This is a genomic window from Acetivibrio ethanolgignens (assembly GCF_001461035.1).
Lineage (GTDB): Bacteria > Bacillota > Clostridia > Lachnospirales > Lachnospiraceae > Velocimicrobium > Velocimicrobium ethanolgignens.
On the sequence record NZ_LNAM01000186.1, the window covers coordinates 59401 to 82884 of the forward strand.

General features: G+C 42.1%; 18 protein-coding genes. 16 read left to right on the forward strand and 2 right to left on the reverse strand.

Going from position 1 to position 23484, the window contains the following annotated elements; genetic code table 11:
* Nucleotides 1-129 precede the first annotated feature (129 nt).
* Nucleotides 130-843, forward strand: a complete 714-nt coding sequence (locus ASU35_RS14425; RefSeq protein ID WP_058353679.1) for a CPBP family glutamic-type intramembrane protease — start codon at nucleotides 130-132, stop codon at nucleotides 841-843.
* Between the two features lie 69 nt (nucleotides 844-912).
* On the opposite strand, the gene sstT is transcribed toward ASU35_RS14425, so the two are convergent.
* Nucleotides 913-2139 carry a serine/threonine transporter SstT gene (gene sstT / locus ASU35_RS14430; protein WP_058353680.1) on the reverse strand — a complete coding sequence of 409 codons (1227 nt, stop codon included), beginning with the start codon at nucleotides 2137-2139 and terminating at the stop codon, nucleotides 913-915.
* 292 nt (nucleotides 2140-2431) lie between these two features.
* On the opposite strand from sstT, the gene ileS reads away from it, so the two are divergent.
* From ileS to ASU35_RS14480, 10 genes are all read left to right on the forward strand, one after another.
* Nucleotides 2432-5566: an isoleucine--tRNA ligase gene (ileS, locus tag ASU35_RS14435; protein ID WP_058353681.1), complete on the forward strand. Its 3135-nt coding sequence runs from the start codon at nucleotides 2432-2434 to the stop codon at nucleotides 5564-5566.
* 11 nt (nucleotides 5567-5577) lie between these two features.
* On the forward strand, nucleotides 5578-8031 hold the full coding sequence (locus tag ASU35_RS14440; protein WP_058353682.1) for a glycogen/starch/alpha-glucan phosphorylase: 2454 nt from the start codon (nucleotides 5578-5580) through the stop codon (nucleotides 8029-8031).
* The gene (sppA, locus tag ASU35_RS14445) at nucleotides 8028-9047 is read left to right on the forward strand and encodes a signal peptide peptidase SppA (RefSeq protein ID WP_058353683.1); all 1020 of its coding nucleotides are present in this window, start codon (nucleotides 8028-8030) and stop codon (nucleotides 9045-9047) included. Before ASU35_RS14440 ends, sppA begins: the two co-directional genes overlap by 4 nt.
* Nucleotides 9025-9627 (forward strand): RDD family protein, encoded by a 603-nt coding sequence (locus ASU35_RS14450; RefSeq protein WP_058353684.1) that lies wholly within the window; start codon nucleotides 9025-9027, stop codon nucleotides 9625-9627. The genes sppA and ASU35_RS14450 overlap by 23 nt, the downstream gene beginning before the upstream one ends.
* Nucleotides 9599-10414, forward strand: a complete 816-nt coding sequence (locus ASU35_RS14455) for a hypothetical protein (RefSeq protein WP_147525460.1) — start codon at nucleotides 9599-9601, stop codon at nucleotides 10412-10414. The genes ASU35_RS14450 and ASU35_RS14455 overlap by 29 nt, the downstream gene beginning before the upstream one ends.
* A gap of 193 nt (nucleotides 10415-10607) precedes the next feature.
* Nucleotides 10608-11897, forward strand: coding sequence for an ATP-binding protein (locus tag ASU35_RS14460; protein ID WP_058353686.1), 1290 nt, complete (start codon nucleotides 10608-10610; stop codon nucleotides 11895-11897).
* Between the two features lie 68 nt (nucleotides 11898-11965).
* The gene (locus ASU35_RS14465; RefSeq protein ID WP_058353687.1) at nucleotides 11966-12733 is read left to right on the forward strand and encodes a M23 family metallopeptidase; all 768 of its coding nucleotides are present in this window, start codon (nucleotides 11966-11968) and stop codon (nucleotides 12731-12733) included.
* Nucleotides 12734-13014: 281 nt separating this feature from the next.
* Nucleotides 13015-14019, forward strand: coding sequence for a tripartite tricarboxylate transporter substrate binding protein (locus ASU35_RS14470; protein WP_058353688.1), 1005 nt, complete (start codon nucleotides 13015-13017; stop codon nucleotides 14017-14019).
* A 44-nt stretch (nucleotides 14020-14063) separates the two neighbouring features.
* A complete protein-coding gene (locus tag ASU35_RS14475; protein WP_058353723.1) occupies nucleotides 14064-14573 on the forward strand; it encodes a tripartite tricarboxylate transporter TctB family protein in 510 nt (169 codons plus the stop codon).
* Between the two features lie 16 nt (nucleotides 14574-14589).
* Nucleotides 14590-16077: a tripartite tricarboxylate transporter permease gene (locus ASU35_RS14480; protein WP_058353689.1), complete on the forward strand. Its 1488-nt coding sequence runs from the start codon at nucleotides 14590-14592 to the stop codon at nucleotides 16075-16077.
* 69 nt (nucleotides 16078-16146) lie between these two features.
* Here the strand turns inward: ASU35_RS14480 and ASU35_RS14485 are convergent, their stop codons facing one another.
* Nucleotides 16147-16833, reverse strand: a complete 687-nt coding sequence (locus ASU35_RS14485; RefSeq protein ID WP_058353690.1) for a response regulator transcription factor — start codon at nucleotides 16831-16833, stop codon at nucleotides 16147-16149.
* 95 nt (nucleotides 16834-16928) lie between these two features.
* Here ASU35_RS14485 and ASU35_RS14490 point away from each other — a divergent pair, with 95 nt between their 5' ends.
* The 5 genes from ASU35_RS14490 to mgtE all read left to right on the forward strand — a co-directional run bounded on the left by ASU35_RS14490 (nucleotide 16929) and on the right by mgtE (nucleotide 23466).
* On the forward strand, nucleotides 16929-19085 hold the full coding sequence (locus ASU35_RS14490; RefSeq protein ID WP_172794656.1) for a sensor histidine kinase: 2157 nt from the start codon (nucleotides 16929-16931) through the stop codon (nucleotides 19083-19085).
* A 70-nt stretch (nucleotides 19086-19155) separates the two neighbouring features.
* Nucleotides 19156-19869: an asparaginase gene (locus tag ASU35_RS14495; RefSeq protein WP_058353692.1), complete on the forward strand. Its 714-nt coding sequence runs from the start codon at nucleotides 19156-19158 to the stop codon at nucleotides 19867-19869.
* Between the two features lie 9 nt (nucleotides 19870-19878).
* Nucleotides 19879-20706 carry an HAD family hydrolase gene (locus ASU35_RS14500; protein ID WP_058353693.1) on the forward strand — a complete coding sequence of 276 codons (828 nt, stop codon included), beginning with the start codon at nucleotides 19879-19881 and terminating at the stop codon, nucleotides 20704-20706.
* On the forward strand, nucleotides 20693-22090 hold the full coding sequence (locus tag ASU35_RS14505) for an NAD(P)/FAD-dependent oxidoreductase (protein ID WP_058353694.1): 1398 nt from the start codon (nucleotides 20693-20695) through the stop codon (nucleotides 22088-22090). Before ASU35_RS14500 ends, ASU35_RS14505 begins: the two co-directional genes overlap by 14 nt.
* Before the next feature lie 44 nt (nucleotides 22091-22134).
* Complete coding sequence (gene mgtE / locus ASU35_RS14510) at nucleotides 22135-23466, forward strand: magnesium transporter (protein ID WP_058353695.1); 1332 nt, start codon at nucleotides 22135-22137, stop codon at nucleotides 23464-23466.
* Nucleotides 23467-23484: the final 18 nt, after the last annotated feature.

Consider the following 23484-nt stretch of genomic DNA (forward strand, 5'->3'; position numbering starts at 1 on the left):
TTTTCGCATCTTGGAATAATTGGATAATGCTGCAATGAAAAGTAAGAGAAATATCAGTTTTTCTTAAGAACTCCATTCTCTGTATGCAGTATAATTATTTCAATTGGAAAAAAGAAAGGAGAAATTGATATGCCATTCAAAAAAGGAAGAGAGGCTGTAAAGGAACTGTTACTTCTGGATGTAGCTGTACTAACGGTAATTATGTTTGGACAGGCAATCTATAATTCATCCATACATTATCTTCATTTGCTGAATAGAACAACAACCATAAGCCAGACAACAGATTTTAGTATTTTTGATAATTATTATGCATTGGCAAGCCAGATGTTTTTGCTGTTTCTTGCTTTTTTATATCTTAAGGTGAGGAACTTTGATTTTCGTGTATGGAATCTAAGAGCTACCTTCTCTGGCTTTGGAAAGGGCCTGCTATTATTTTTGGTTGCTGCTATCTGTATGGATGTATATTGGCTTTTGACCAGCAGACTTGTCTATACACTGCCTTTTCCAGCTATGCTGGGGACTATTCTTGGCCGCTTTGAATTGTCTACAGTACTTTATGCAATATTAAATGGATTTTATGAAGAAATTTATTTTTTGGGAATAATTACTCATGTTAAGCTGGAGAAGCTAAAGTATATCATCCCTTTTTCCCTGCTTATCCGGTTTAGCTTCCATACATATCAGGGGGTTATTTCTGCTCTGGGACTTGGCTTTGTTTTAGGGGGACTATTTTATTTTCTGTATAAGAAATCTAAGACAAAAAATTTATTTCCTTTTTTTGTCGCACATGCCTTTGCTGATATTATAGGCCTTGGAATTTTGTATTACATTCTTCCGAACTAGAAAAGGTAAAAGCTACCTCTTAACCACTGTAGAAACGTCAGGGTTGGAGGTAGCTTTAAAGGAAAAAGATTAAAAGGTCACTTCGCGGCCTTCCTTAAGCCATTCACGAAACTCTGCTGTTGCAGCAAATAGCACATCTCCGGCTGAATTAATTGCCGTTTCAGAGGAATCCTGTATAACACCAATGATAAAGCCAACGCCGACAACCTGCATTGCAATATCGTTGCTGATGCCAAAAAGAGAGCAGGCCATAGGAATAAGAAGCAAAGAGCCACCTGCAACCCCGGAAGCTCCACAAGCGGCAAGGGTTGATAAAAGGCTTAGCAGGATAGCGGTTGAAATATGAACGGAAATGCCCATAGTATGGGCAGCAGCCAAGGTCATAACAGTAATCGTAATTGCCGCACCGTTCATATTGATGGTTGCTCCGAGTGGAATCGACACGGAATATATATTCTTGTCCAGTCCAAGACGTTCACATAATGCCATGTTAACTGGGATATTTGCAGCCGAACTGCGGGTAAAGAAGGCAGTTACACCGCTTTCTTTAAAGCATCGATATACCAGTGGATAGGGATTACGATGCAGACAGATGGCGACGATTAGTGGATCGATAATCAGGGCAATCATCAGCATACAGCCAACTAAAAGGGCAAGAAGCCTACTGTAATCGATAAAGATAGCAATTCCATTTTCGGATACAGAGGTAAATACAAGTCCTAAGATACCAACGGGAGCAAAATTGATAATCCACCGCACTGTTTGGGACACAGCCTCAGATAAATCCTTTAGCAGCAGCTTGGTCTGTTCCGACGCCAGTTCCTTTAGAGCAAGACCGAGAATAACGGACCAGGCCAGGATGCCTATGTAATTACCGTTCATTAATGCTGCTATAGGATTGGAAACAATATTATTAAGAAGATTATGGAAGACTTCCATAATCCCACTTGGGGGAATTTGATCTGTTACTGCCTCTGTCAGCTTCAGGGTTACTGGAAATACATAGCTTGCAAATACAGCAGTAACAGATGCAAGAAATGTACTCAGCATATACAAAAAGATAACGGTACGAAATCTTTTTCCAATGCCGTTTGCGGCCTGAGCCAGAGAGCTGATGACAAGAATAAAGACTAAAACAGGGGCAATCGCTTTCAATGCATTGACAAAAAGTGTTCCCAAAATAGATATTACGGTTATCTGGGGCATTGTCAGTGCAAGAAGGATACCTGCAGTTAGTCCGAGTATAATCCGTAGAATAAGGCTGGTATCGTTCCATTTTTTTAGTAAATTTTTCATTTTTTCCTCCATTTCATGGTGTTTTTGTTTTTATTTTGAATAAAAGTGTTTTTGTGATACGGACAAAAGTCCGCGATGTGGATAATGATATCATGTTATTTTAAGATTTTCAAGAATTTTGTTGTAAAATTTTTCAAAGGATATTTTTAAGAATTGACATTATCTCATTTTTATACTATTATGAAACAGAGTAGACAAAGGCTGTGTACACGATAAGGTGGTATAACGAAAGCAGAGCTTTCGTCCTGTTGTGGGGCGGAAGCTTTTTTATTCGATAGGAGGGAGAAAGAGGATGTACGAAAAAGTATCAACGAACTTAAACTTTGTTGAGCGAGAAAAGAACACGGAACAGTTCTGGAAGGAAAACAAAATTTTTGAGAAAAGCATGGAGCAGAGAAAGCAGGGAGAGACCTATACCTTTTATGATGGCCCTCCAACTGCCAATGGAAAGCCCCATATTGGTCATGTGCTGACCCGTGTTATCAAGGACATGATTCCAAGATACCGCACGATGAAGGGGTATATGGTTCCGAGAAAGGCTGGCTGGGATACCCACGGACTTCCAGTAGAGCTGGAGGTAGAAAAGCTTCTGGGACTGGATGGTAAGGATCAGATTGAAGAATATGGTCTGGAGCCATTTATTGATAAATGCAAGGAATCTGTATGGAAGTACAAGGGTATGTGGGAGGATTTCTCCGGCACCGTAGGTTTCTGGGCAGATATGGATAACCCTTATGTTACCTATCACAATGAGTATATCGAATCTGAATGGTGGGCCTTAAAGCAGATTTGGGAAAAGGGACTTTTATATAAGGGTTTTAAGATTGTGCCTTACTGTCCACGCTGTGGCACCCCGCTTTCTTCGCAGGAGGTAGCCCAGGGCTATAAGATCGTAAAGGAGCGTTCTGCGATTGTGCGGTTTAAAGTAAAAGGCGAGGATGGGTATTTCCTGGCATGGACGACAACACCTTGGACCCTGCCTTCTAATGTGGCACTCTGTGTTAATCCAGAAGAGACCTACTGTAAGGTAAAGGCAGAGGATGGCTATACCTACTATATGGCAGAGGCGTTGCTTGACAGGGTACTGGGAGAAGCTGCCTATGAAGTGTTAGAGACTTATAAGGGAGCTGAGCTGGAATATAAGGAATATGAGCCATTGTTCGCCTGTGCTGGTGAGGCAGCCGAAAAACAGCACAAAAAAGCCCACTATGTAACCTGTGATGACTATGTAACGATGACAGATGGTACCGGTATCGTTCATATTGCACCGGCCTTTGGTGAGGATGACTCCCAGGTTGGAAGGAAATACGGCTTGCCCTTTGTGCAGTTTGTAAATGGCAAGGGTGAGCTCACTGAGGAGACGCCATATGCAGGGGTATTCTCTAAAAAGGCTGACCCACAGATTTTAAAGGATTTGGATGAGCAGAAGCTGTTATTTGATGCACCGAAGTTTGAGCATGATTATCCACACTGCTGGAGATGCGATACACCGCTGATTTATTATGCAAGAGAGTCCTGGTTTATCAAGATGACAGAGGTAAAGGATAATCTGATTAAAAATAACAATACAATCAACTGGATTCCGGAAAGCATTGGAAAGGGCCGTTTTGGTGACTGGCTTGAGAATGTTCAGGACTGGGGTATTTCCCGTAACCGTTACTGGGGTACACCATTAAATATCTGGGAATGTGAATGCGGACATATGCATTCTATCGGAAGTATTGCAGAATTAAAGGAAATGTCTGCCAACTGTCCGGAGGATATTGAGCTCCACCGTCCGTACATTGATGCCGTAACGATTCCGTGTCCGAAGTGCGGAAAGGAAATGCACCGGGTACCGGAGGTTATCGACTGCTGGTTTGACTCAGGAGCGATGCCCTTTGCACAGCACCACTATCCCTTTGAAAATAAGGACCTGTTTGAGAAGCAGTTCCCGGCAGACTTTATTTCTGAGGCAGTAGATCAGACAAGAGGATGGTTTTATTCCCTGCTGGCAGAGTCTACCCTGTTATTTGACAAGGCACCATATAAGAATGTTATCGTTCTGGGCCATGTACAGGATGAAAATGGACAGAAGATGAGTAAGTCCAAGGGAAATGCCGTAGATCCTTTTGAGGCACTGGAAACCTATGGTGCAGACGCGATTCGGTGGTATTTCTATGTCAACAGTGCCCCATGGCTTCCAAACCGTTTCCATGGCAAGGCAGTTATGGAGGGACAGAGAAAGTTCATGGGGACTCTTTGGAACACCTATGCTTTCTTCGTACTGTATGCGAATATTGATGAATTTGACGCAACAAAGTATACCCTGGAATATGATAAATTATCTGTAATGGATCAATGGCTGTTATCCCGATTAAACACGGTTGTCAAGGTTGTAGATGAAAACCTGGCGAATTATAAGATTCCGGAGACAGCAAGAGCATTACAGGATTTCGTAGATGAGATGAGTAACTGGTATGTAAGACGGGGCCGTGAACGGTTCTGGGCAAAGGGCATGGAGCAGGATAAGATTAATGCCTACATGACCCTATATACTGCACTGGTTACGATTGCTAAGGCCGCAGCACCGATGATTCCGTTTATGACCGAGGATATTTACCGGAATCTGGTATGCAGTATTGATAAAGCTGCACCGGAAAGTGTGCATTTATGTGATTTCCCAGAGTGTAAGACAGAGTGGATTGATCCGGAGCTTGAAAAGGCAATGGAGGAGGTTCTGGATATTGTTGTTCTGGGAAGAGCCTGCCGTAATGATGCCAACATCAAGAATCGTCAGCCGATTGGCAAAATGTATGTAAAGGCAGAAAACGAGCTGTCTGATTTCTATAAGGAAATCATTGCAGATGAGCTGAATGTAAAGGAAGTTGTATTTACCGATGATGTAAGAGACTTCACAAGCTATAGCTTTAAGCCACAGCTTCGGACTCTTGGAAAGCGGTTCGGAAAGCAGTTGAACGCATTGAAGGAGGTGCTTGCCAGCTTAGATGGTAATAAAGCGATGGATGAGCTTAATGAAAAGGGAACCCTTACGATTACCCTGGAGGGAAGCGAGGAGGTTTTGGAAAAGGATGACCTTTTAATCGATGCAGCACAGATGGAGGGCTATGTGTCTGGTTCGGATTACGGAATTACAGTAGTTTTGGATACCAATCTTTCCGAAGAGCTGTTAGAGGAGGGCTATGTCCTTGAAATTATCAGCAAGATCCAGACCATGCGTAAGGAAGCTGATTTTGAGGTTATGGATCACATCAATGTTTATTTAGAGGGAAATGATAAGCTGAAAGCAATTCTTTCAAAAAATGAGGAAGCTGTAAAAGCAAAGGTACTGGCAGAGAATATCTGTTATGAGAGTGCAAAGGGCTCTGTAAAGGAATGGAGCATTAACGGAGAGAATGTTACTTTAGGCGTTGAACTGTTAAAATAAGGAGGCATTCTGTGAGAGAATTAAACAAAGAAGAATTTAAAAAAGAAGTCATTGATTATTTAAAGGTATTAAATTTCCGTACCGTAGAGGAAGCGACGCAACAGCAGCTGTTCCAGGCAGTAGCTTATGCCCTGAAGGATTATGTGGTAGACCAGTGGATGGCTACCCATAAGGCTTCCAAGGCAAATAAGTCAAAAATTGTTTATTATTTATCTATGGAATTTTTGACCGGACGGGCTTTGGGAAATATGATTATCAACCTGAAGGGAAATCAGGAGATTAAAGAGGCTTTAGAGGAACTGAATATTAATTTAGAGAATTTAGAGGAGGAGGAGCCAGATGCTGCTTTGGGAAATGGTGGCCTGGGTCGTCTGGCAGCCTGCTTTTTAGACTCTTTAGCTACTCTTGGGTATCCGGCTTATGGCTGTGGTATCCGCTATAAATACGGCATGTTCAAGCAGGAGATTGAAAATGGCTATCAGAAGGAGGTTCCGGATGACTGGCTTAAGAATGGCAATCCTTTTGAAATCAAACGTGCAGAGTATGCCCAGGAGGTTAAATTTGGCGGATATATTACCATTCGTAAGGATGAAAATGGACGCGATAAGTTTATCCAGGAGAACTATCAGTCGGTACGTGCTGTGCCATACGATCTGCCGATTGTAGGCTACAATAATAATATGGTCAACACTCTCCGCATCTGGGATGCAGAGGCGATGGATGACTTTAATTTAAATTCCTTTGATAAAGGAGACTATCATAAGGCGGTGGAGCAGCAGAATCTGGCAAGAACCATCTGCGAGGTGCTCTATCCAAATGATAACCACTATGCAGGCAAAGAGCTACGTTTGAAACAGCAGTATTTCTTTGTATCTGCCAGTGTACAGCGGGCAGTAAAGTCCTATATGCACCGCTATGGTGATATCCATAAGCTTTATGAGAAGGTATGCTTCCAGCTTAATGATACCCATCCGACAGTAGCGGTAGCAGAGCTGATGCGTATTTTAATGGATGACTATAATCTGGAATGGGATGAGGCATGGTCTATTACAAATAAAACCTGTGCTTATACGAACCATACGATTATGGCAGAAGCATTGGAAAAATGGCCTCTGGAGCTGTTCTCCCGGCTTCTTCCTAGAATTTACCAGATTGTAGAAGAGATTAACCGCCGCTTCATTAATGAAATTCAGAGCCGTTATCCTGGAAATTACCAGAAGATTGAAAAGATGGCTATTTTATATGATGGACAGGTGCGGATGGCAAATCTGGCGATTGTATCCGGTTTCTCGGTTAATGGTGTAGCACAGCTGCATACAGAAATCTTAAAGCATCAGCAGCTGAAGGATTTTTATGAGATGATGCCGGAGAAGTTTAATAATAAGACGAACGGTATTACCCAGAGACGTTTCCTTCTTCATGGTAATCCGCTTCTGGCGGATTGGGTAACCAGTAAAATTGGTGATGAATGGATTAGTGATCTTCCTCACTTAAATGAGCTGGCTATCTATGCAGATGACTTAAGGTGCCAGAAGGAATTTATGAATATCAAATACCAGAACAAGGTACGTCTGGCAAAATATATTAAAGAGCACAATGGCATTGAAGTTGACCCAAGGTCTATTTTTGATGTCCAGGTAAAGCGTCTTCATGAATACAAGAGACAGCTTTTAAATATTCTGCATGTAATGCATTTATATAATCAGCTGAAACAGAATCCGGAGATGGACTTCTATCCAAGGACCTTTATTTTCGGAGCAAAGGCATCTGCTGGCTATGAGCGTGCGAAGGCTATTATTAAGCTGATTAACAGTGTAGCGGATGTGGTAAACAATGATGCTTCCATTCATGGAAAAATCAAGGTTGTATTTATTGAAAATTATCGTGTATCCAATGCAGAACTGATTTTTGCTGCTTCTGATGTATCAGAGCAGATTTCTACAGCAAGCAAAGAGGCTAGTGGAACCGGCAATATGAAATTTATGCTGAACGGTGCCGTGACCCTTGGAACTTTAGATGGTGCGAACATTGAGATTGTAGAAGAGGTTGGCGAGGAGAATGCAGTTATGTTTGGTCTAACCTCGGATGAAGTTATTGCTTATGAGCAGAATGGCGGCTACAATCCAAAGGAAATTTACAATATTGACCAGGATATCCGTGTAGTGCTGACACAGTTAATCAACGGAACCTATTCGCCGGAGAATCCAAACCTGTTCCGTAATCTGTATGACTCCCTGTTAGAGACCAAAGGTGGAGAGAAGGCAGACCAGTACTTTATTTTAAAGGATTTCCGGGCGTATGAAGAGGCTCAGAAAAAGATTGAGGCTCTCTATCGGGATGAGGCACGCTGGGCTAAGATGGCAATGTTAAATGTAGCTAAGTCTGGTAAGTTCTCTTCTGATCGTACCATTGAGGAATATGTAAGGGATATCTGGCATCTGGAAAAGATTGAGGTAAAATTATGAAGACAAAACAAATCATTGGAATTGTAGTGGCAGGAGCTGTATTTATTTCCGTAGGAGTATCCGGTGTGTTGACCAGTCAGCTGACAAATCAGCTGACTGGGGGCAGCAAACAGTCAGCTGCGGGCTTTTTCGAAGAGCTTTTGGGTGAGACAACAGGTAAGCTTGAGTTTCCTATAGAACCCTTTGTAGGTCTGGTAAGGGTGGAAGGGAAGATAAGAGATACCGGTTCTTCTACTGCCTTTGAAAAAGTAGGATATGACCATCAGAGCATCCTTCGTTACATAGATAGGATGATGGACTCTCCAAATAATACAGGAATTTTACTCTATGTGGACAGCCCGGGTGGTGGTGTTTATGAAAGTGATGAGCTGTATCTGAAGCTTAAGGAGTATAAAGAGGAGACAGGTCGTCCAATTTGGGCCTATATGGGTTCTATGGCATGCTCCGGCGGTTATTATATTTCTATGGCAGCAGATAGGATTGTTGCGAATAGAAATACCTGGACAGGCTCCATTGGTGTTATTATTTCCAACTATAACTATAAGGAATTTTTTGACAAGCTGGGCGTAAAGGAAATAAATTATACCAGCGGACCAAACAAGGCGATGGGCTCCGGCGGCATTGAGGCGACAAAGGAGCAGAAGGAAATCTTCCAGGGTATGGTGGATGAGGCTTATGAGCAGTTTGTGGAAATCATAGCAGAGGGAAGAAACATGTCTAGAGATACAGTAAAGCCATTGGCAGATGGACGTATCTATACCGCAAAGCAGGCACTTTCCTTAAAGCTGATTGATGAGATTGACAGCCTGGAAAATACAGAGCTTGCTATCCGTAAGGAGGCAGGAAGTGGTTCTGTCATTTATGAACCGGACTTTTCCGGCAGCAGCTTTTTCTCCTCTCTGTTCTCCAGCTTTAAAGGAATCCGGGGGAAATCCGATGTGCAGGCGGTAACAGAAATGCTAAATGATGGAAGAAACGGGGTGCCGATGTATTATGCAGAACCAGGAAAACAGTAGAATATTTTATGGCGGCTTTTTTGTAAGGCTGGCAGCAGCCTGGGTAGATGCACTTTTAGTATCCCTTGCTCTTCTTACATTCAGACTACCGCTTCTTTTTGCCGGAGATGCTAATCCTTTGCATCAGCCGGTTTTGTTCCGGTTTACGCCATGGGACATCTTTTTATACCTTTTGACAACGGCCTATTATGTCTTTTTTACCTATGCAGCAGGAGCAACCCTTGGAAAGCGGATGTTTTCTCTGCGGGTAGTGGCGGCTGATGGCAGAAGGCTTTCTCTTTGGGATGTTATTTACCGCGAAACGATTGGTAAATATCTGTCGGGGGTGTTTCTTTTTATGGGCTATATTATGGCTGGTGTTGATAAGGAAAAGAAAGCCTTTCATGATATGCTGGCGGATACCAGAGTTATTTATTCCTTCGGTAAGGAACCGCGGAATAGGAAGGACTACTACTGCGGGAGTGAAAAGGGTTATCCAGTACCAGAGTATGGATATAAAAAGGTGGAGGAAGAAAAACCGGATTCGCAAGAAAAGCAGACAGAAGAGGAAAATGGTGGAAATAGTAATGAAGGGAAATAAGTTATTATTTAAGAATTTTATATTGGCAGTGCTTTGTTTTATTGGTATTTTTGCTTTTACGCCGGTACAAGCCAGGGCAGAAACAGTTGATTTGGAATCAAATAAGCAATATACGATTGAGCTTACAGGTGGAACAACGAAGACGATGACTTATACAATGCCAAAGGAAGGATCTTTTTATATAAAGGTTATCCCTCAGTATTATACTTATGAAGGAGAACGTAAAGAGAGTGATAGCTGGTGGCTTCCAATCACGATGTCAGTTAATTTCAAAAAATACGAAGATTACAATGTATTTAAGAGTCAGGGATCCTGGAATTCTAAAAACTATTCTTTTCAGCCTGGAGAAAAGGTAGTTATTGAGGCAATTAGTACCTCTCCTTCAGAGTATATATACTATTATGACATTGAGGTTGTGCTGGTAAAAGAAAAAAACTTTGAAAAAGAGGAAAATAATAGCAGGAAAACAGCTAATAAAATTACTACAGGAAATACATATAGAGGATTATTAATGAAGGATGATGAGGACTGGTATACATTTAAAGCACCTTCAACCGGATACTATAAGTTTTACGGAGTAAATACGCAGTTAGATTCAGGAAACTGTGACTTGGTTTTATATAATACAAAATATAAAGAGCTGGAATCCCTTTTGTTAAATCATGGTGATGGATATAAGGCCTTTAAAAAGATAAAATTAAAAAAGGGGCAGCGTGTGTATTTGAGAGCAAAATCAAGCTTTTATTGGGATATTTTTTATAAGATTAAAGTTAAAAAGGTAAAATAATAGAACGGAAGAGGATTAAGGAATACATCAGAGGTGTTTTTCAGATTTTAAAGTCTGGAAGACACCTTCAATTTTTATTTTGTAGGTTAAAAGTTCAAGGGAAAAGTGTAATAAATAACGCAAAGTTCATAGAAAAAGTGTTGATAAATATAGAAAAACTGCATATAATAGAAGCAGGGAGATGGTGTTATCTATGATACGATATGCAATGCAGGAACTAATAAAATGGAAAGAAAAGCCGAATCGAAAGCCGTTAATTATAAAAGGAGCCAGACAGGTTGGAAAAACGTGGCTGATGAAGGAATTTGGAAAACAGTATTTTGATAATATGGCATATATTAATTTTGATAATAATGAGCGAATGAAAAACGTATTTGATGGAGATTATGACATTGAGCGTATCTTGATGGCAATTAATATTGAGTCAAAGGAAACGGTTTTTCCCCAGAAAACTCTGATTATTTTTGATGAGATTCAGGAGGCACCAAGGGCGATTACCTCATTGAAATATTTTCAGGAGAATGCACCAGAGTATGCCATTGTTGCAGCTGGGTCTCTGTTGGGAGTAGCTATACATGAGGGTGTTTCTTTTCCTGTGGGAAAGGTAGATATTATGGACCTGTATCCTCTTAATTATCGGGAATTTTTGGAGGCCGTAGGGGAAAAGAAACTGGTGCAGCTTATTACAAAGAAGGATTACAGGATGATGTCTGTTTTCAAGGACAAATATATTGACTGGCTAAAACGATATTATTACATTGGTGGTATGCCGGAGGTTGTGGCTGATTTTATAAAGAACAGGGATTTCAATCAGGTAAGAAAGATACAAAGTACGATTATTGCTCTTTATGAAAGTGATTTTGGAAAGCATACTACAGAAAATCAATTAGCAAGAATAAGAATGGTGTGGAATTCTATTCCAATGCAGTTGGCAAAAGAAAATAAAAAATTCTTTTTTGGACAGATAAAGGAAGGGGCAAGGGCAAAAGATTTTGAACTTGCGATAGAATGGCTTCTTGATTGCGGATTGATAAAAAAGGTATATCGTGTAAATAAACCTGCAGTTCCATTGAAGGCCTATATGGAGTTCAGTGCATTTAAGCTGTTTTTGTTAGACGTAGGACTTTTAGGAGCTTTAAGTGAACTGGATGCCGGATCTATTCTGGATGGAAATGATTTATTTACAGAATTTAAAGGAGCATTGACAGAGCAATATGTTTGTCAGCAGCTGGTTTCAGATACAGCCTATACACCGTTTTATTATGCGTCGGAGAAAGCTACTTATGAGGTGGACTTTATTGTACAGAAGGGCTCGCAGATTGTACCACTGGAGGTAAAAGCAGAAGAAAATCTACAAGCGAAAAGCTTGAAATTTTTTTGTAGTAAGTATGAACCGGAGTATGCGGTTCGTACCTCAATGTCCGATTATCGGGTGCAGGACTGGATGGTTAATCTTCCCCTTTATGCAATTTCCAATTTATAGCTTTTAAAAAAGAAAAAAACAAGTATATTACCTCGGTTTTCGGCAAAAATAAAACCGAGGTGATTTTTATGAAGAAGGGATTTTATGCAAGCCTGGCTGTGGGTGTAATTGCAATTACTGCGGTTGGAATTATAGCAGCCCAAAATACAAAAAGTCAGGAGCAGCCAGAGCATCTGGCACAAATAGAAGAGCAGGCAGCAAATACACCGGAAACAAAAGCACCGGAGATTGAGAAACCTGAAGCTGAGATAACAGAGGTTGAAGCACCAGAAACGAAGGTACCGGAGAGCCAGGAGCCGGTAAGTCAAAAAGAGCAGCCAGAGGAAAATAAGGAACCGGAGGCAGAAAAGCAGCCCAAAAAGGAGACAGCACCGGAGGTTTCCCAGGTTATGTCGGGAGCAGACAGTGTGAAAAATCTTTCCTTTAAAGAAGAGGAGGGACTTATCTGGCCTGTTGTAGGGGATGTACTTTTAAAGTACAGTATGGACAAGTCTATTTATTTTAAGACACTGGCACAGTATAAGGTAAATCCAGCAGTAGTGATTGCGGCAAAGGAGGATACGGAGGTCTTAAGTGCGGCGAAATGTGTGGTGACAGACGTTAGCGAGAGTGAGGAAACAGGAGTGACTCTGACAGCAACCCTGGGTGATGGATATGAAGTGGTCTATGGGCAGCTGAAGGAGGTTAAGGCAAAGGTCGGTGACACAATAGAAAGGGGCAGTGTCATTGGCAAAATAGCAAAACCAACAAAATATTATGTGGCAGAGGGCACCAACCTTTATTTTGCGGTATTGCAGGATGGGAAACCAGTAGATCCACTGCTGTTACTAGAGTAGGAGAACTTTTCTCCTGCTCTTTTCATATGATAAGAAAGAAGCAGAAAAAAGGCGGCATCTACATAATGATAATCCGCAGCCGGAAAGCTCTTACAGGAATGTCAAAGCCTTTTTTCTGTACCAGGAAAGCTCTTGTGGAAAATGGGAAAATACAAGCAATACCGGCTGCTTTTTTAAGTCTTAAAGAATTTTAAGAAGATTTTATGTGATATTAAGCTTTACATTTTAGAATAAATAACAGAATCGCTAAAACGGTTACAAAATGTAAAGGAGAAGATAACATGAAGAAAAGATTATTGGGATTGCTTTTGGTTATGGCTATGGCGGTCACCGCAGTAGGATGCGGACAGAAGTCAGAGCCTGCAGCAGACGGACAGACATCAGGAGATAGTCAGGCAGCAGACGGGACAGGCTGGACCTGGGACAGAAAGATTGAAATTGTGTGCCCATGGGGTGCCGGTGGCGGAGCTGATACAACCTTAAGACAGTTCGCTACTGCACTGGAAAAGGAAATCGGAGTATCTGTAGTTGTTAACAATAAGGCAGGTGCCGGTGGAGTTACAGGTGTTGAGTATGCAACCAGTCAGCCAGCGGATGGTTATACCTGGCTATTATGTACACCATCTCCACTGCTTGCACAGATTAGTGGTGCGACTGAATTTGATGTATACGGAAAGCTTACACCAGTATGTCAGTTAGTACATGACTGTAACGTTTTCGTAACAGGGGCAAATGCACCATTTAAAAATTATGAAGAGCTGAAGGCTTATGTAGAGGCTAACCCTGGAAAGGTAAAATGCGGCGTTATGTCTATTACCGGTCTTGATTATGCCTGTGTTGTAGGAACCTTTGGTGACAAGGTAGAGGCTGTTGCTTATTCTGAGGGTGCTCAGTTAAATTCTGATATCATTGGTGGACATATTGACCTTGCAGTTACAGGACCAGCAGAAGTGGCAGCTATGATTGCTTCCGGCGATATGAAGGCTATTTTATCCTGTACGGAGGAAAGACTGACACTGGCTGGTTATGAAAACGTAGAATGCACAGGCGAGCTTGGAATCGACTGCTTCTATGGACCTTACAGAGGAATCTTTGCTGCAAATGGAACCCCGGAAGAAGCAATCAAGGCCTTTGAAGCAGCTGCAGAAAGGGCGGTAGCAAGTGATGATTTTCAGAATTGGGCTAAGGCAGAAGGCTTAGATCAGCGTCCGGGTTGGAAGAACATGACAGACTTCAAGGCTGCATGGGATACCGATAACCAGGAGCTGGGAAACGTTATTAAATAGAGTTTTTAAATGAAAAAATAGAGAAGTAGGTGATTCTTTTGGTAATGGAATTAGTTTTCAACGCCGCATTGCTGCTTTTCTGTGGATATGCTTTTTATTACATAAGTGCGACAACACCAGGTTCGACACCAACAGAGCTGGGTGCTGCATTCTGGCCGCACATCATTCTTGTACTGCTAATGCTTTTAATAGCAGTAAATATCTATAACCTTGTAAAGGAAGCAAAAGCAGAAGAAGATGGCAAAGGTTTTAATTTTGACAAAGAGGCTTTTGCGGGATTTTTTAAAAGCAAATTATTTGTAGGCATGCTTTTGGTGGCTGCCATGGCATTGCTTATGGATACTCTGGGATTTATGCTGACAGCAGCACTGTTTTTGATGGCTTATGGTTGTCTGTTGGGAGAGAGAAGTCCTGTAAAGCTAATTTTGACAGGTATTATTGCAACTATCATACTGTATATTATCTTCCAAGGTGCCTTGGACATTATGCTTCCAAGAGGTATTGGCTTCCTTCGTACCTTCGCACTCTGGGTAGAGACGATACTGCCATTCTAGGAGAGGAGAGAGAATTATGTTTGATTTATTGCTCAACGGTTTGCAAATAGTGCTCACACCCTCTACCTTTATGCTGATATTTGCAGGAACCGTGCTTGGAGTTATCTTTGGTGCCATGCCGGGTGTTAGTGCATCCATGGCGGTTGCACTGGCACTTCCATTTGCCTATGTAATGAATCCGGTAATTGCAATCGCTTTCTTGGTTGCTGTTTATTGTGCATCCATTACCGGTGGTGGAATTACGGCGATTCTGTTCAAAATCCCGGGAACTCCGTCCAGTGCCCCGACAACCTTTGATGGATATCCGATGGCCCAAAGAGGAGAAGCTGGAAAGGCATTAGGCTTTTCCTTGGTAGCATCTGCATTTGGTGGCTTAGTTGCTGCATTTGCTATGGCTTTGATTTCCCCACAGCTGGCAGCTGTAGCTCTTAAGTTTGGACCATCCGAGCTTTTTGCAGTGTCCTTCCTTGGATTATCTGTACTTTCCTGCCTTGATAGTGGCAACCTCATAAAAACCCTTATTTCCGGTCTGTTAGGTTTGCTTATTGCTTGTATCGGTATGGATCCGATGCTTGGTGTCCCAAGATTTACCTGGGGAAGCTCAATCCTTATGTCCGGCGTTGAAATGATTCCTGTTATGATTGGTTTGTTTGCGGTAACTGAGGTACTCAAACAGACAAGCAAGAGAAAAACCGTAGAAGGAGAAGCCGAAACAAGGTTAAAGACAACAATTCCGGGATTTATAGAGTTCTGGAAGGTTAAGATAGTTATGCTTCGGTCTTCTGTCCTGGGAACTATCGTAGGTATTCTTCCGGGAGCAGGAGCAACCATTGCCTCCTTCCTTTCTTACACTGTAGAGAAGAAGATGTCAAAGCATTCAGAGGAGTTTGGTACGGGTATTCCAGACGGAATCGTAGCATCCGAGGCTGCAAATAATGCTGCGACAGGTGGTTCTATGGTTCCACTTCTTTCTCTTGGTATTCCTGGAGGAAATGCGGCAGCGATTATGATGTCCGCCCTGGTATTAAAGGGTGTTCAGGTAGGTCCGCTGTTAGTTAAGACACAGCCGGAATATCTGGCTTCCGTATTTGGTTCTATGCTGATTACCAATATTATCATGGTAATTGTAGCTTTGATTGTAGCAAAGATTTTTGCAAAGATTCTGGCAATCCCATACAGTATTTTGGGACCTGTAATTGTATTACTTGCCATGATAGGTGCCTTTGCACTGAAAAACAGTACAGGCGATGTAATGCTGATGGTAGTAGCTGGTATTCTTGGATACTTCTTTGTAAAGCTGAAATTCTCACCTGCAGCCCTTGTTTTAGGCCTGGTACTTGGTGAAATGTGTGAATCCAACTTCCGTCGTGCTTACACACTTACCAATGGTAGTATCACAGCTATCTTTGCAAAGCCAATTACAGCAGTGCTGATGACAGCCTGTGTGATTATGCTGGTATATCCGATTGTTAAACCATTCATTGTGAAAAAAGCGGATAAATAAAAGAAGGGACAAATTAAGAAAAGTGTAGTATAATTAGGGACGAGGTGACTCGTCCCTTTTCATTTTTACTTAAACAGAAAAGGTGTAGCCCATACCCCATACAGTTTTTATGTAGACAGGCTTCTTGGGGTCTTCCTCCAGCTTGGTGCGAAGGTGATTGATATATACCATAACTGTATTTTCATCAACGATGATATCATTCCAGACAGCCTCATAAATGACTTCACGGGTGAGAACCCGTCCGGGATTTTCCATAAAGAGCTTTAAAACAAGGAATTCCTTGGCGGACAGGATAATCTCCTCACCATCCTTATAAAGCTTGAGGGCAGCTGTATCCAGTTCAAAGGGACCTCGCTGGATGATGGTCTTGGAGGCAGCACTGGAGGCGTTGTTCCGACGGATTAAAGCCTTAGCCTTAGCACCTAGAATAACTGGATTAAAGGGCTTTGTGATATAATCGTCAGCACCAATATCCAGACCGTAAAGAGTATCATAGTCCTCATTGCGGCCACTGATAATAATAATCGGGGTGGTAAGTCCCCGCTGGCGAATGGTCTGTATGGTCTGGAACCCATCGATTCCATTCATATTGATATCCAGAAGAATCAAATGAAAGTGCTCTGTTTTAAGAAGATTGAGTGCTTCCTCGCCGCTGGCAGCCGTCACGGGCTGGTAGCCATTACAGACCATTACTTTTGATAGAAGCTTGCGGATGGTAATATCATCATCTACAATTAAAATCTTTGTTACTGACATGAGATGCTCCTCTCTAGGTGTTTATACATGAATCATTCATATTTATTATATCAAAAAATGTTGGAAATACAAGGGCAGATATGGAAAGGAAAGCTATGAAGGAAAAAAGCAAAGGCAGAAAAATTATTATACTGACAATAGGAATGGTAATTATGATTACTGCTGTAGCAATACTGCTTGTAAGCAGTATAAAGGAATACGCAAACAGCGTGGTAGACCATCAAAAGGAGCAGCTTTCCATCATTGTAAATGCAGCAAGTGATGCAGTAGAAAGCTACATTGATAACTGTATTATGGATATTAATACCTTTGTAGAGACACGGGAGTTTTATGAAGGTGAAGCACAATATCTGGAAACAGGAGAAAACAAATATTTGAATTTTATGGCGAATGCCCATATGCGGAGCCACTATCCAGTGGTTTCCGATATTGAAATATATGGAACAAAGGGAGAATATATCATCAACCTGCGGGAGCGGGAATACAGGCTGATTAATCTGGTCAGTGAGCAAGAGGATATGAGAATCCGCATCTTCCAGGATCAGGATGATAAGATGTATCTGGCTGTATCCAAGATTAATGAAAATGGCTTAGAGGTTCGCATCTATCTGGACTGTGAGAATATGTTTGAAACTCTGATGTCCAGGGTAAAGCTGGGTGAAAAAGGGTATATTATGGTAAAGGATGCCAATGGAATCATTATTATGCATGATGTAAAAGAGCAGATTGGCATGGATGTTATACGAGACCGAAAAAAAAGGTATCCTGACGTTGACTTGAATGAGCTGGAACAGATGGTAAGGCACCAGCTGGCAGGCGAGACCGGAACCGCGATTTATCATTCCTATTGGTGGGCAGATGCCAAAAATGGCCTGCAGCGTGTGAAAAAGATTTCGGCCTATGCACCTGCTAAGCTGGGAGATGCCTTTATTTCCTTAAGTGCTGTAATGGACTATAGTGAAGTGTCCAGGCCTATGGTCTGGGGGATTGGCAAAATGGCCGGAATCGCTGCACTTCTTATGCTGGCATCGGTAAGCTGCATTGCGATTTTTTATTACATGGTGCAAAGTCAGCGGGCATATGCCAAGGAAAATCAATATTTAAAGGAAATCAATCAGCGTCTGGAGGAGCTTCATAAAAGTGAGGAGTATATTAATCATCAGCAACGGCTTCAGATGATTGGAACGATGACAGGAGGCATTGCTCATGAATTTAATAATTTCCTCACGCCAATCATGGGATATGCAGGACTTATGATGAATGAACTCCCGGAGGATAGTGAATATCATGAGGAGGCTGTAGAAATCTATGAATCAGCAGAAAAGGCAAAGGAAATCATTCAGCAGATATCTGCCTTAAGTAAAAAAAATACGGATACTGTGTACCAGTATCTTCCATTGAAACCGCTTCTTAGCAGAGCAGTAAAGACGGTAGAATTTGTCTGCCCGTATAATATTGAGATTATAACACAGCTGGATGTAGACGGAGGCATTTTTGGTAATAAAACACAGATAAACCAGGTTGTATTAAATATTTGCGTGAATGCCTTTCATGCGATTGGAAAAGAGCAGGGGATTGTTCGTATTTCCTGTGAGGAATCAGAGTATATTGAAGATGGACAAAAGCTTGTAAGGCTGGAAATCGAAGATAACGGCTGTGGCATGGATGAAATTACACAGGAGCAAATGTTTACTCCATTTTTTACAACGAAGGAATCCGGCCAGGGCGTAGGACTGGGCCTTGCGATGGTACAAAATATCATCGAGGCACATCATGGAAAAATCAAAGTATATAGCAGGGAAGGAGAGGGAACGAGGTTTATTATTTATCTTCCATTGGGAAAAGAGCCGGAGGTACATCTGGAGAGGCAAAAGGAAACAAGGGAAAAGAAAGTATACAGAGTAATTTTGGTATTTGATAATCTTAAGATATTAAAGCTTTTGGAAAAGGGACTGAAAAAAGAAGGAATTGAAACAGTAACGGCAACCAATCAGGCAGAGGCTTTGCGGGTTTTACAGGAAAAGAGATTTGATGTAGCAGTTATGGACTCAGAGCTTCTGAAAAAGAGCAGTGTCGATCTGGCCTTCCAGATGAAATCCCTGCAAAATGACCTATATATTATTTTGATGACAGGCCTGCTTCGTGAGGAAATTACAAATGCAAAAGAGAGCGGTATTATCGACAGCGTTATGCAGAAGCCGGTGGTATTAAGTGATCTTCTCCTTGAACTGGATAAATGCGGAAAAAGGTGAGATATTCTTTACTTCTGTTTCAACTTTGTGGTATAGTAAAGAGTGGATTTTCCTTACACGGAGATAAAAGATGAAAAAAAAGATTTTGATTATAACAACGGGTGGAACTCTGGCTTCTGCTAAAGGAAAGGATGGCCTGGTTCCTGAGCTTAACAGCAATGATATTTTTTCCAATATGGAAGGAGTCATGAGCTGCTATGATGTAAGCTTTTTAGAACTCATGTCCATAGACAGTTCCAATATGCAGCCAGAGGAGTGGCAAAGGATTGCTCGTGCTGTGTATGAGAGAGTGCATGCATATGCAGGTATGGTTATTATCCACGGAACAGATACCATGGCCTATACTGCCGCTGCTCTTTCTTTTATGTTAAAAAATGTACCGATTCCGGTGGTGCTTACCGGAAGCCAGCTGTCGATACTGAATCCGATTGCAGATGCCGTGGAAAATTGCCGCTGTGCTGTAAATATGGCGGGAGGTGGTCTGCATTTTGAACGGCGTAATCTGGCGGAGGCTATCGGTGCAGTGATTAAAAAAGGGATGACTGTAGTTGTAGGAACCCAGTGCCTTTATGACGGAAGTAACCTGTCCGTTTATCAGACAGGACAGGTAATTTTACAGGAGGGTGCTCTACAGGCTCATGATATGACAAGTGAGGCTTTAGTGACAAAGCTTATGTGGGTGCTGGGACAGACAGACAGCCGCAAGGAAATAGAAAGGATGTTTTCAACGAATCTGGCTGGAGAGGTCAGTCTTCCTCATGATGGAGTGAGGGAGTACCGATAGGAGGTTTGTATGATAAAGCTGATTTGTAGTGATATAGATGGTACTTTAGTGCCTGATGGAACAGATAGAATTAACCCGGAGATTTTTGAGGTAATCCGGGAACTGAAGGAAAGAGGAATACAGTTCGTAGCAGCCAGTGGGAGACAGTATGAGAGCATCCGCAAGCTTTTTTTGCCGGTGATAGAGGATATTATCTGTGTAGCTGATGGTGGCAATGTTACAATAGAAAAGGGTGAATTTGTGTCGATAACAAAAATGAGCCTTTCGGATGTGGAGGAGCTGATATCCGATATAGAAAGGATACCAGGAGCTACTTTGATGGCAGCGACACCGAGGACCTCCTATATTCCAAAGGATCAGCTTGAACTGATTGAGCTGATGGATAAAGGGTATCACTACCATATTACCCTAGTAGATGATATAAAAGAAGCTCTGAAGGATGATATTGTAAAAATCAGTCTTTATGACCATGGTGGACAGGCAGAAGAAAAGGCAAAAAAATTTCTGCCAAAAAAGTGGTTTTCCCATCCGAGGGTAAAGGCAGCCTGTGCCGGACCGGTCTGGGAGGACTTTGTCAGCAGCAAGGGTGGAAAAGGAAGTGCTATCCGGGATATTCAGAGAGGGCTTTTTGTTACACCGGAGGAGACAATGGTATTTGGTGACAACTTAAATGACCTGGATATGTTTGCCTGTGCAAGGTATAGCTTTGCTGTGGGAAATGCCAGACAGGAGGTTAAGGATGCGGCCAGCCTTGTAGCTGACACGAATGTAAATGATGGAGTATTAAAGGAGCTAAAGAATTATTTAAAAGGGAGTGGTAACTTTGAAAAAATGTGATGTTGTAATTATAGGAGCAGGCCCGGCCGGCATTTTTACGGCACTGGAGATGCTGAAAAACAATTCCCAGAAAAAAATTATTATGGTAGAAAAGGGTAAATCCATGGAAAAAAGAAGGTGTCCGAAGGCACAGACAAAGAAGTGCTTAAATTGTCAGCCTTACTGTGATATAACGACCGGCTTTTCTGGTGCGGGTGCCTTTTCTGATGGAAAGCTTTCCTTAAGCTATGAGGTAGGTGGTGAGCTTCCAAGCCTGATTGGAGCTGACACAGCCCAGGAGCTGATAAATTATGCAGACCAGATTTATCTGGATTTTGGTGCGGACCCTAAGGTAGAGGGTGTGGGACAGGAGGATAAGGTAAAGGAAATCCGTCGTAAGGCAATTAAGGCGGGACTTAAGCTGGTAGACTGTCCAATCCGTCATCTGGGTACAGAAAAAGCCCAGGAGATTTATGGAAAGATTGAAAAGTATCTTGTAGAGCATGGTGTGGAGATTATGTTTGGCTATGCCTGCACAGATACAAGAATAGAAGATGGTATTTGCAGGGGAGTCTATCTGGAGGATGCCAGAACCCATGAGACAGAAGAAATTCAGGCAGAGACGACAGTTATTGCAGCCGGAAGAAAGGGTGCAGACTGGCTGGAGAAGCAGTGTGCAGCCCACAAGATTGACCATGTACCGGGAACTGTTGATATCGGTGTCCGTGTAGAGGTACGCAATGAGATTATGGAGGAGGTTAACAACGTTCTCTATGAATCCAAGCTGATTGGATATCCGGCACCTTTTGGCAACAAGGTAAGAACCTTCTGCCAGAACCCTGGCGGCTTTGTTAGCCAGGAAAATTATGATAATAATCTGGCTATTGTAAATGGACATTCCTTTAAGGAAAAGAAATCAACGAATACAAATCTGGCGATTCTTTGTTCCCATAATTTCAGAGTGCCATTTGACCAGCCGATTGAATATGCGAAAAGAGTAGGCGAGCTTACCAATATGCTGGCAAATGGGCATATTCTGGTACAGCGTTTTGGCGATATTTTGGAAGGTAAAAGAACCTGGCAGGAGGAGCTTGAACGTAGCAATGTAAGACCTACTATGCCGGATGCGGTTGCTGGTGATATTACCAGTGCCCTGTCTTATCGTACAATGATGAATATTATCAGCTTTATCCAGGCGGTGGATGAGGTGGTTCCGGGCTTTGCTGCTTATGAAACCCTTTTATATGCACCGGAAATCAAGTTTTACAGCAATCGTGTAAAGATGGATAGAGAATTGAATACTAATATTAAAGGACTTCACTGTCTGGGGGATTCCAGCGGCTGGACCAGAGGCCTTATGATGGCATCAGTTATGGGTGTTATTATGGGAAGAAAGCTGGCATAATTGGACAGTAGTTTACCAAAAGAAAATGACTAGGAGGAATGGCAATGAAAGAAAAATTGGAAGAGCTTCTGCAAGAGAAAAAATATGTTTCTGCCGGAAACATTTTGAAGGATATGGAGCCCGCGGATATTGCCATTCTTCTGGAGGAATGTTCTAAGGAAGAGGTACTTTTACTGTACCGGATTCTTCCAAAGGAATTGGCAGCTGAGGTTTTTGTAGAGATGGACGGCGACACTCAGGAGGAGTTAATCAGGGCCTTTAGCGATAAGGAGCTAAAGGAGGTTTTAGATGAACTCTACATGGATGATACGGTAGACATTATTGAGGAGATGCCGGCCAATGTAGTAAAGAGAATTCTAAAGCATTCTGACCCGGATTCCCGTAAGGCTATCAATGAGCTTCTAAAGTATCCAAGGGATAGTGCGGGAAGCATTATGACAATAGAGTACGTCAGCCTTCGCAAGACTATGACCGTAGAAGATGCTTTTGCCAGAATTCGTGCTACAGGTGTAGACAAGGAAACGATTTACACCTGCTACGTTACAGAGACAAACCGTACTCTGGTGGGTATTGTGTCAGTAAAGACATTGCTTTTGTCAGATAAACAGAGCCTTATTGGGGATATTATGGACACCAGCTTTATTTCCATAGAAACTCTGGATGATCAGGAGGATGTAGCAAAGAAGTTTGATAAATATGGCTTTTTGGCAATTCCGGTTGTAGATAAGGAAAACCGGCTGGTCGGCATAGTTACCTTCGATGATGCGATGGATGTCATCCATGAGGAGACTCAGGAGGACTTTGAAATCATGGCGGCGATGACGCCAAGTGAGGATTCCTATTTTAAGACTTCGGTATGGGAGCATGCAAAGAACCGTATTTTCTGGCTTTTATTCCTGATGCTTTCCTCTACGATAACCGGAAGCATCCTGACTACCTATGAAGCTGCCTTTGCCTCAATACCTCTTTTGGTATCCTTTATCCCTATGGTTATGGGAACCGGCGGAAACTGTGGCTCCCAAAGCTCAACTATGATTATCCGTGGTCTGGCAACGGATGAGATACAGATGAAGGATTTTTTGCGAGCTGTTTTTAAGGAGCTTCGGATTGCTCTTTTGGTAGGTACCTGCCTTGCGGTAGTAAACGGCATCCGTGTATATGTATTCTACCATAGCTGGGAGATTGCTCTGGTACTGGGGCTGACCCTGATTGTAACAACAGCATTGGCAAAGTCCATGGGCTGTATGCTTCCGATGCTGGCAAAGAGGCTTAAGCTGGACCCGGCAATTATGGCAGCACCTTTAATTTCCACTATTGTAGATAGCTGTTCTGTATTCATATATTTTAATATTGCTATGCAGATACTGCCAATATAATTTTTTGCAGGCATTGCA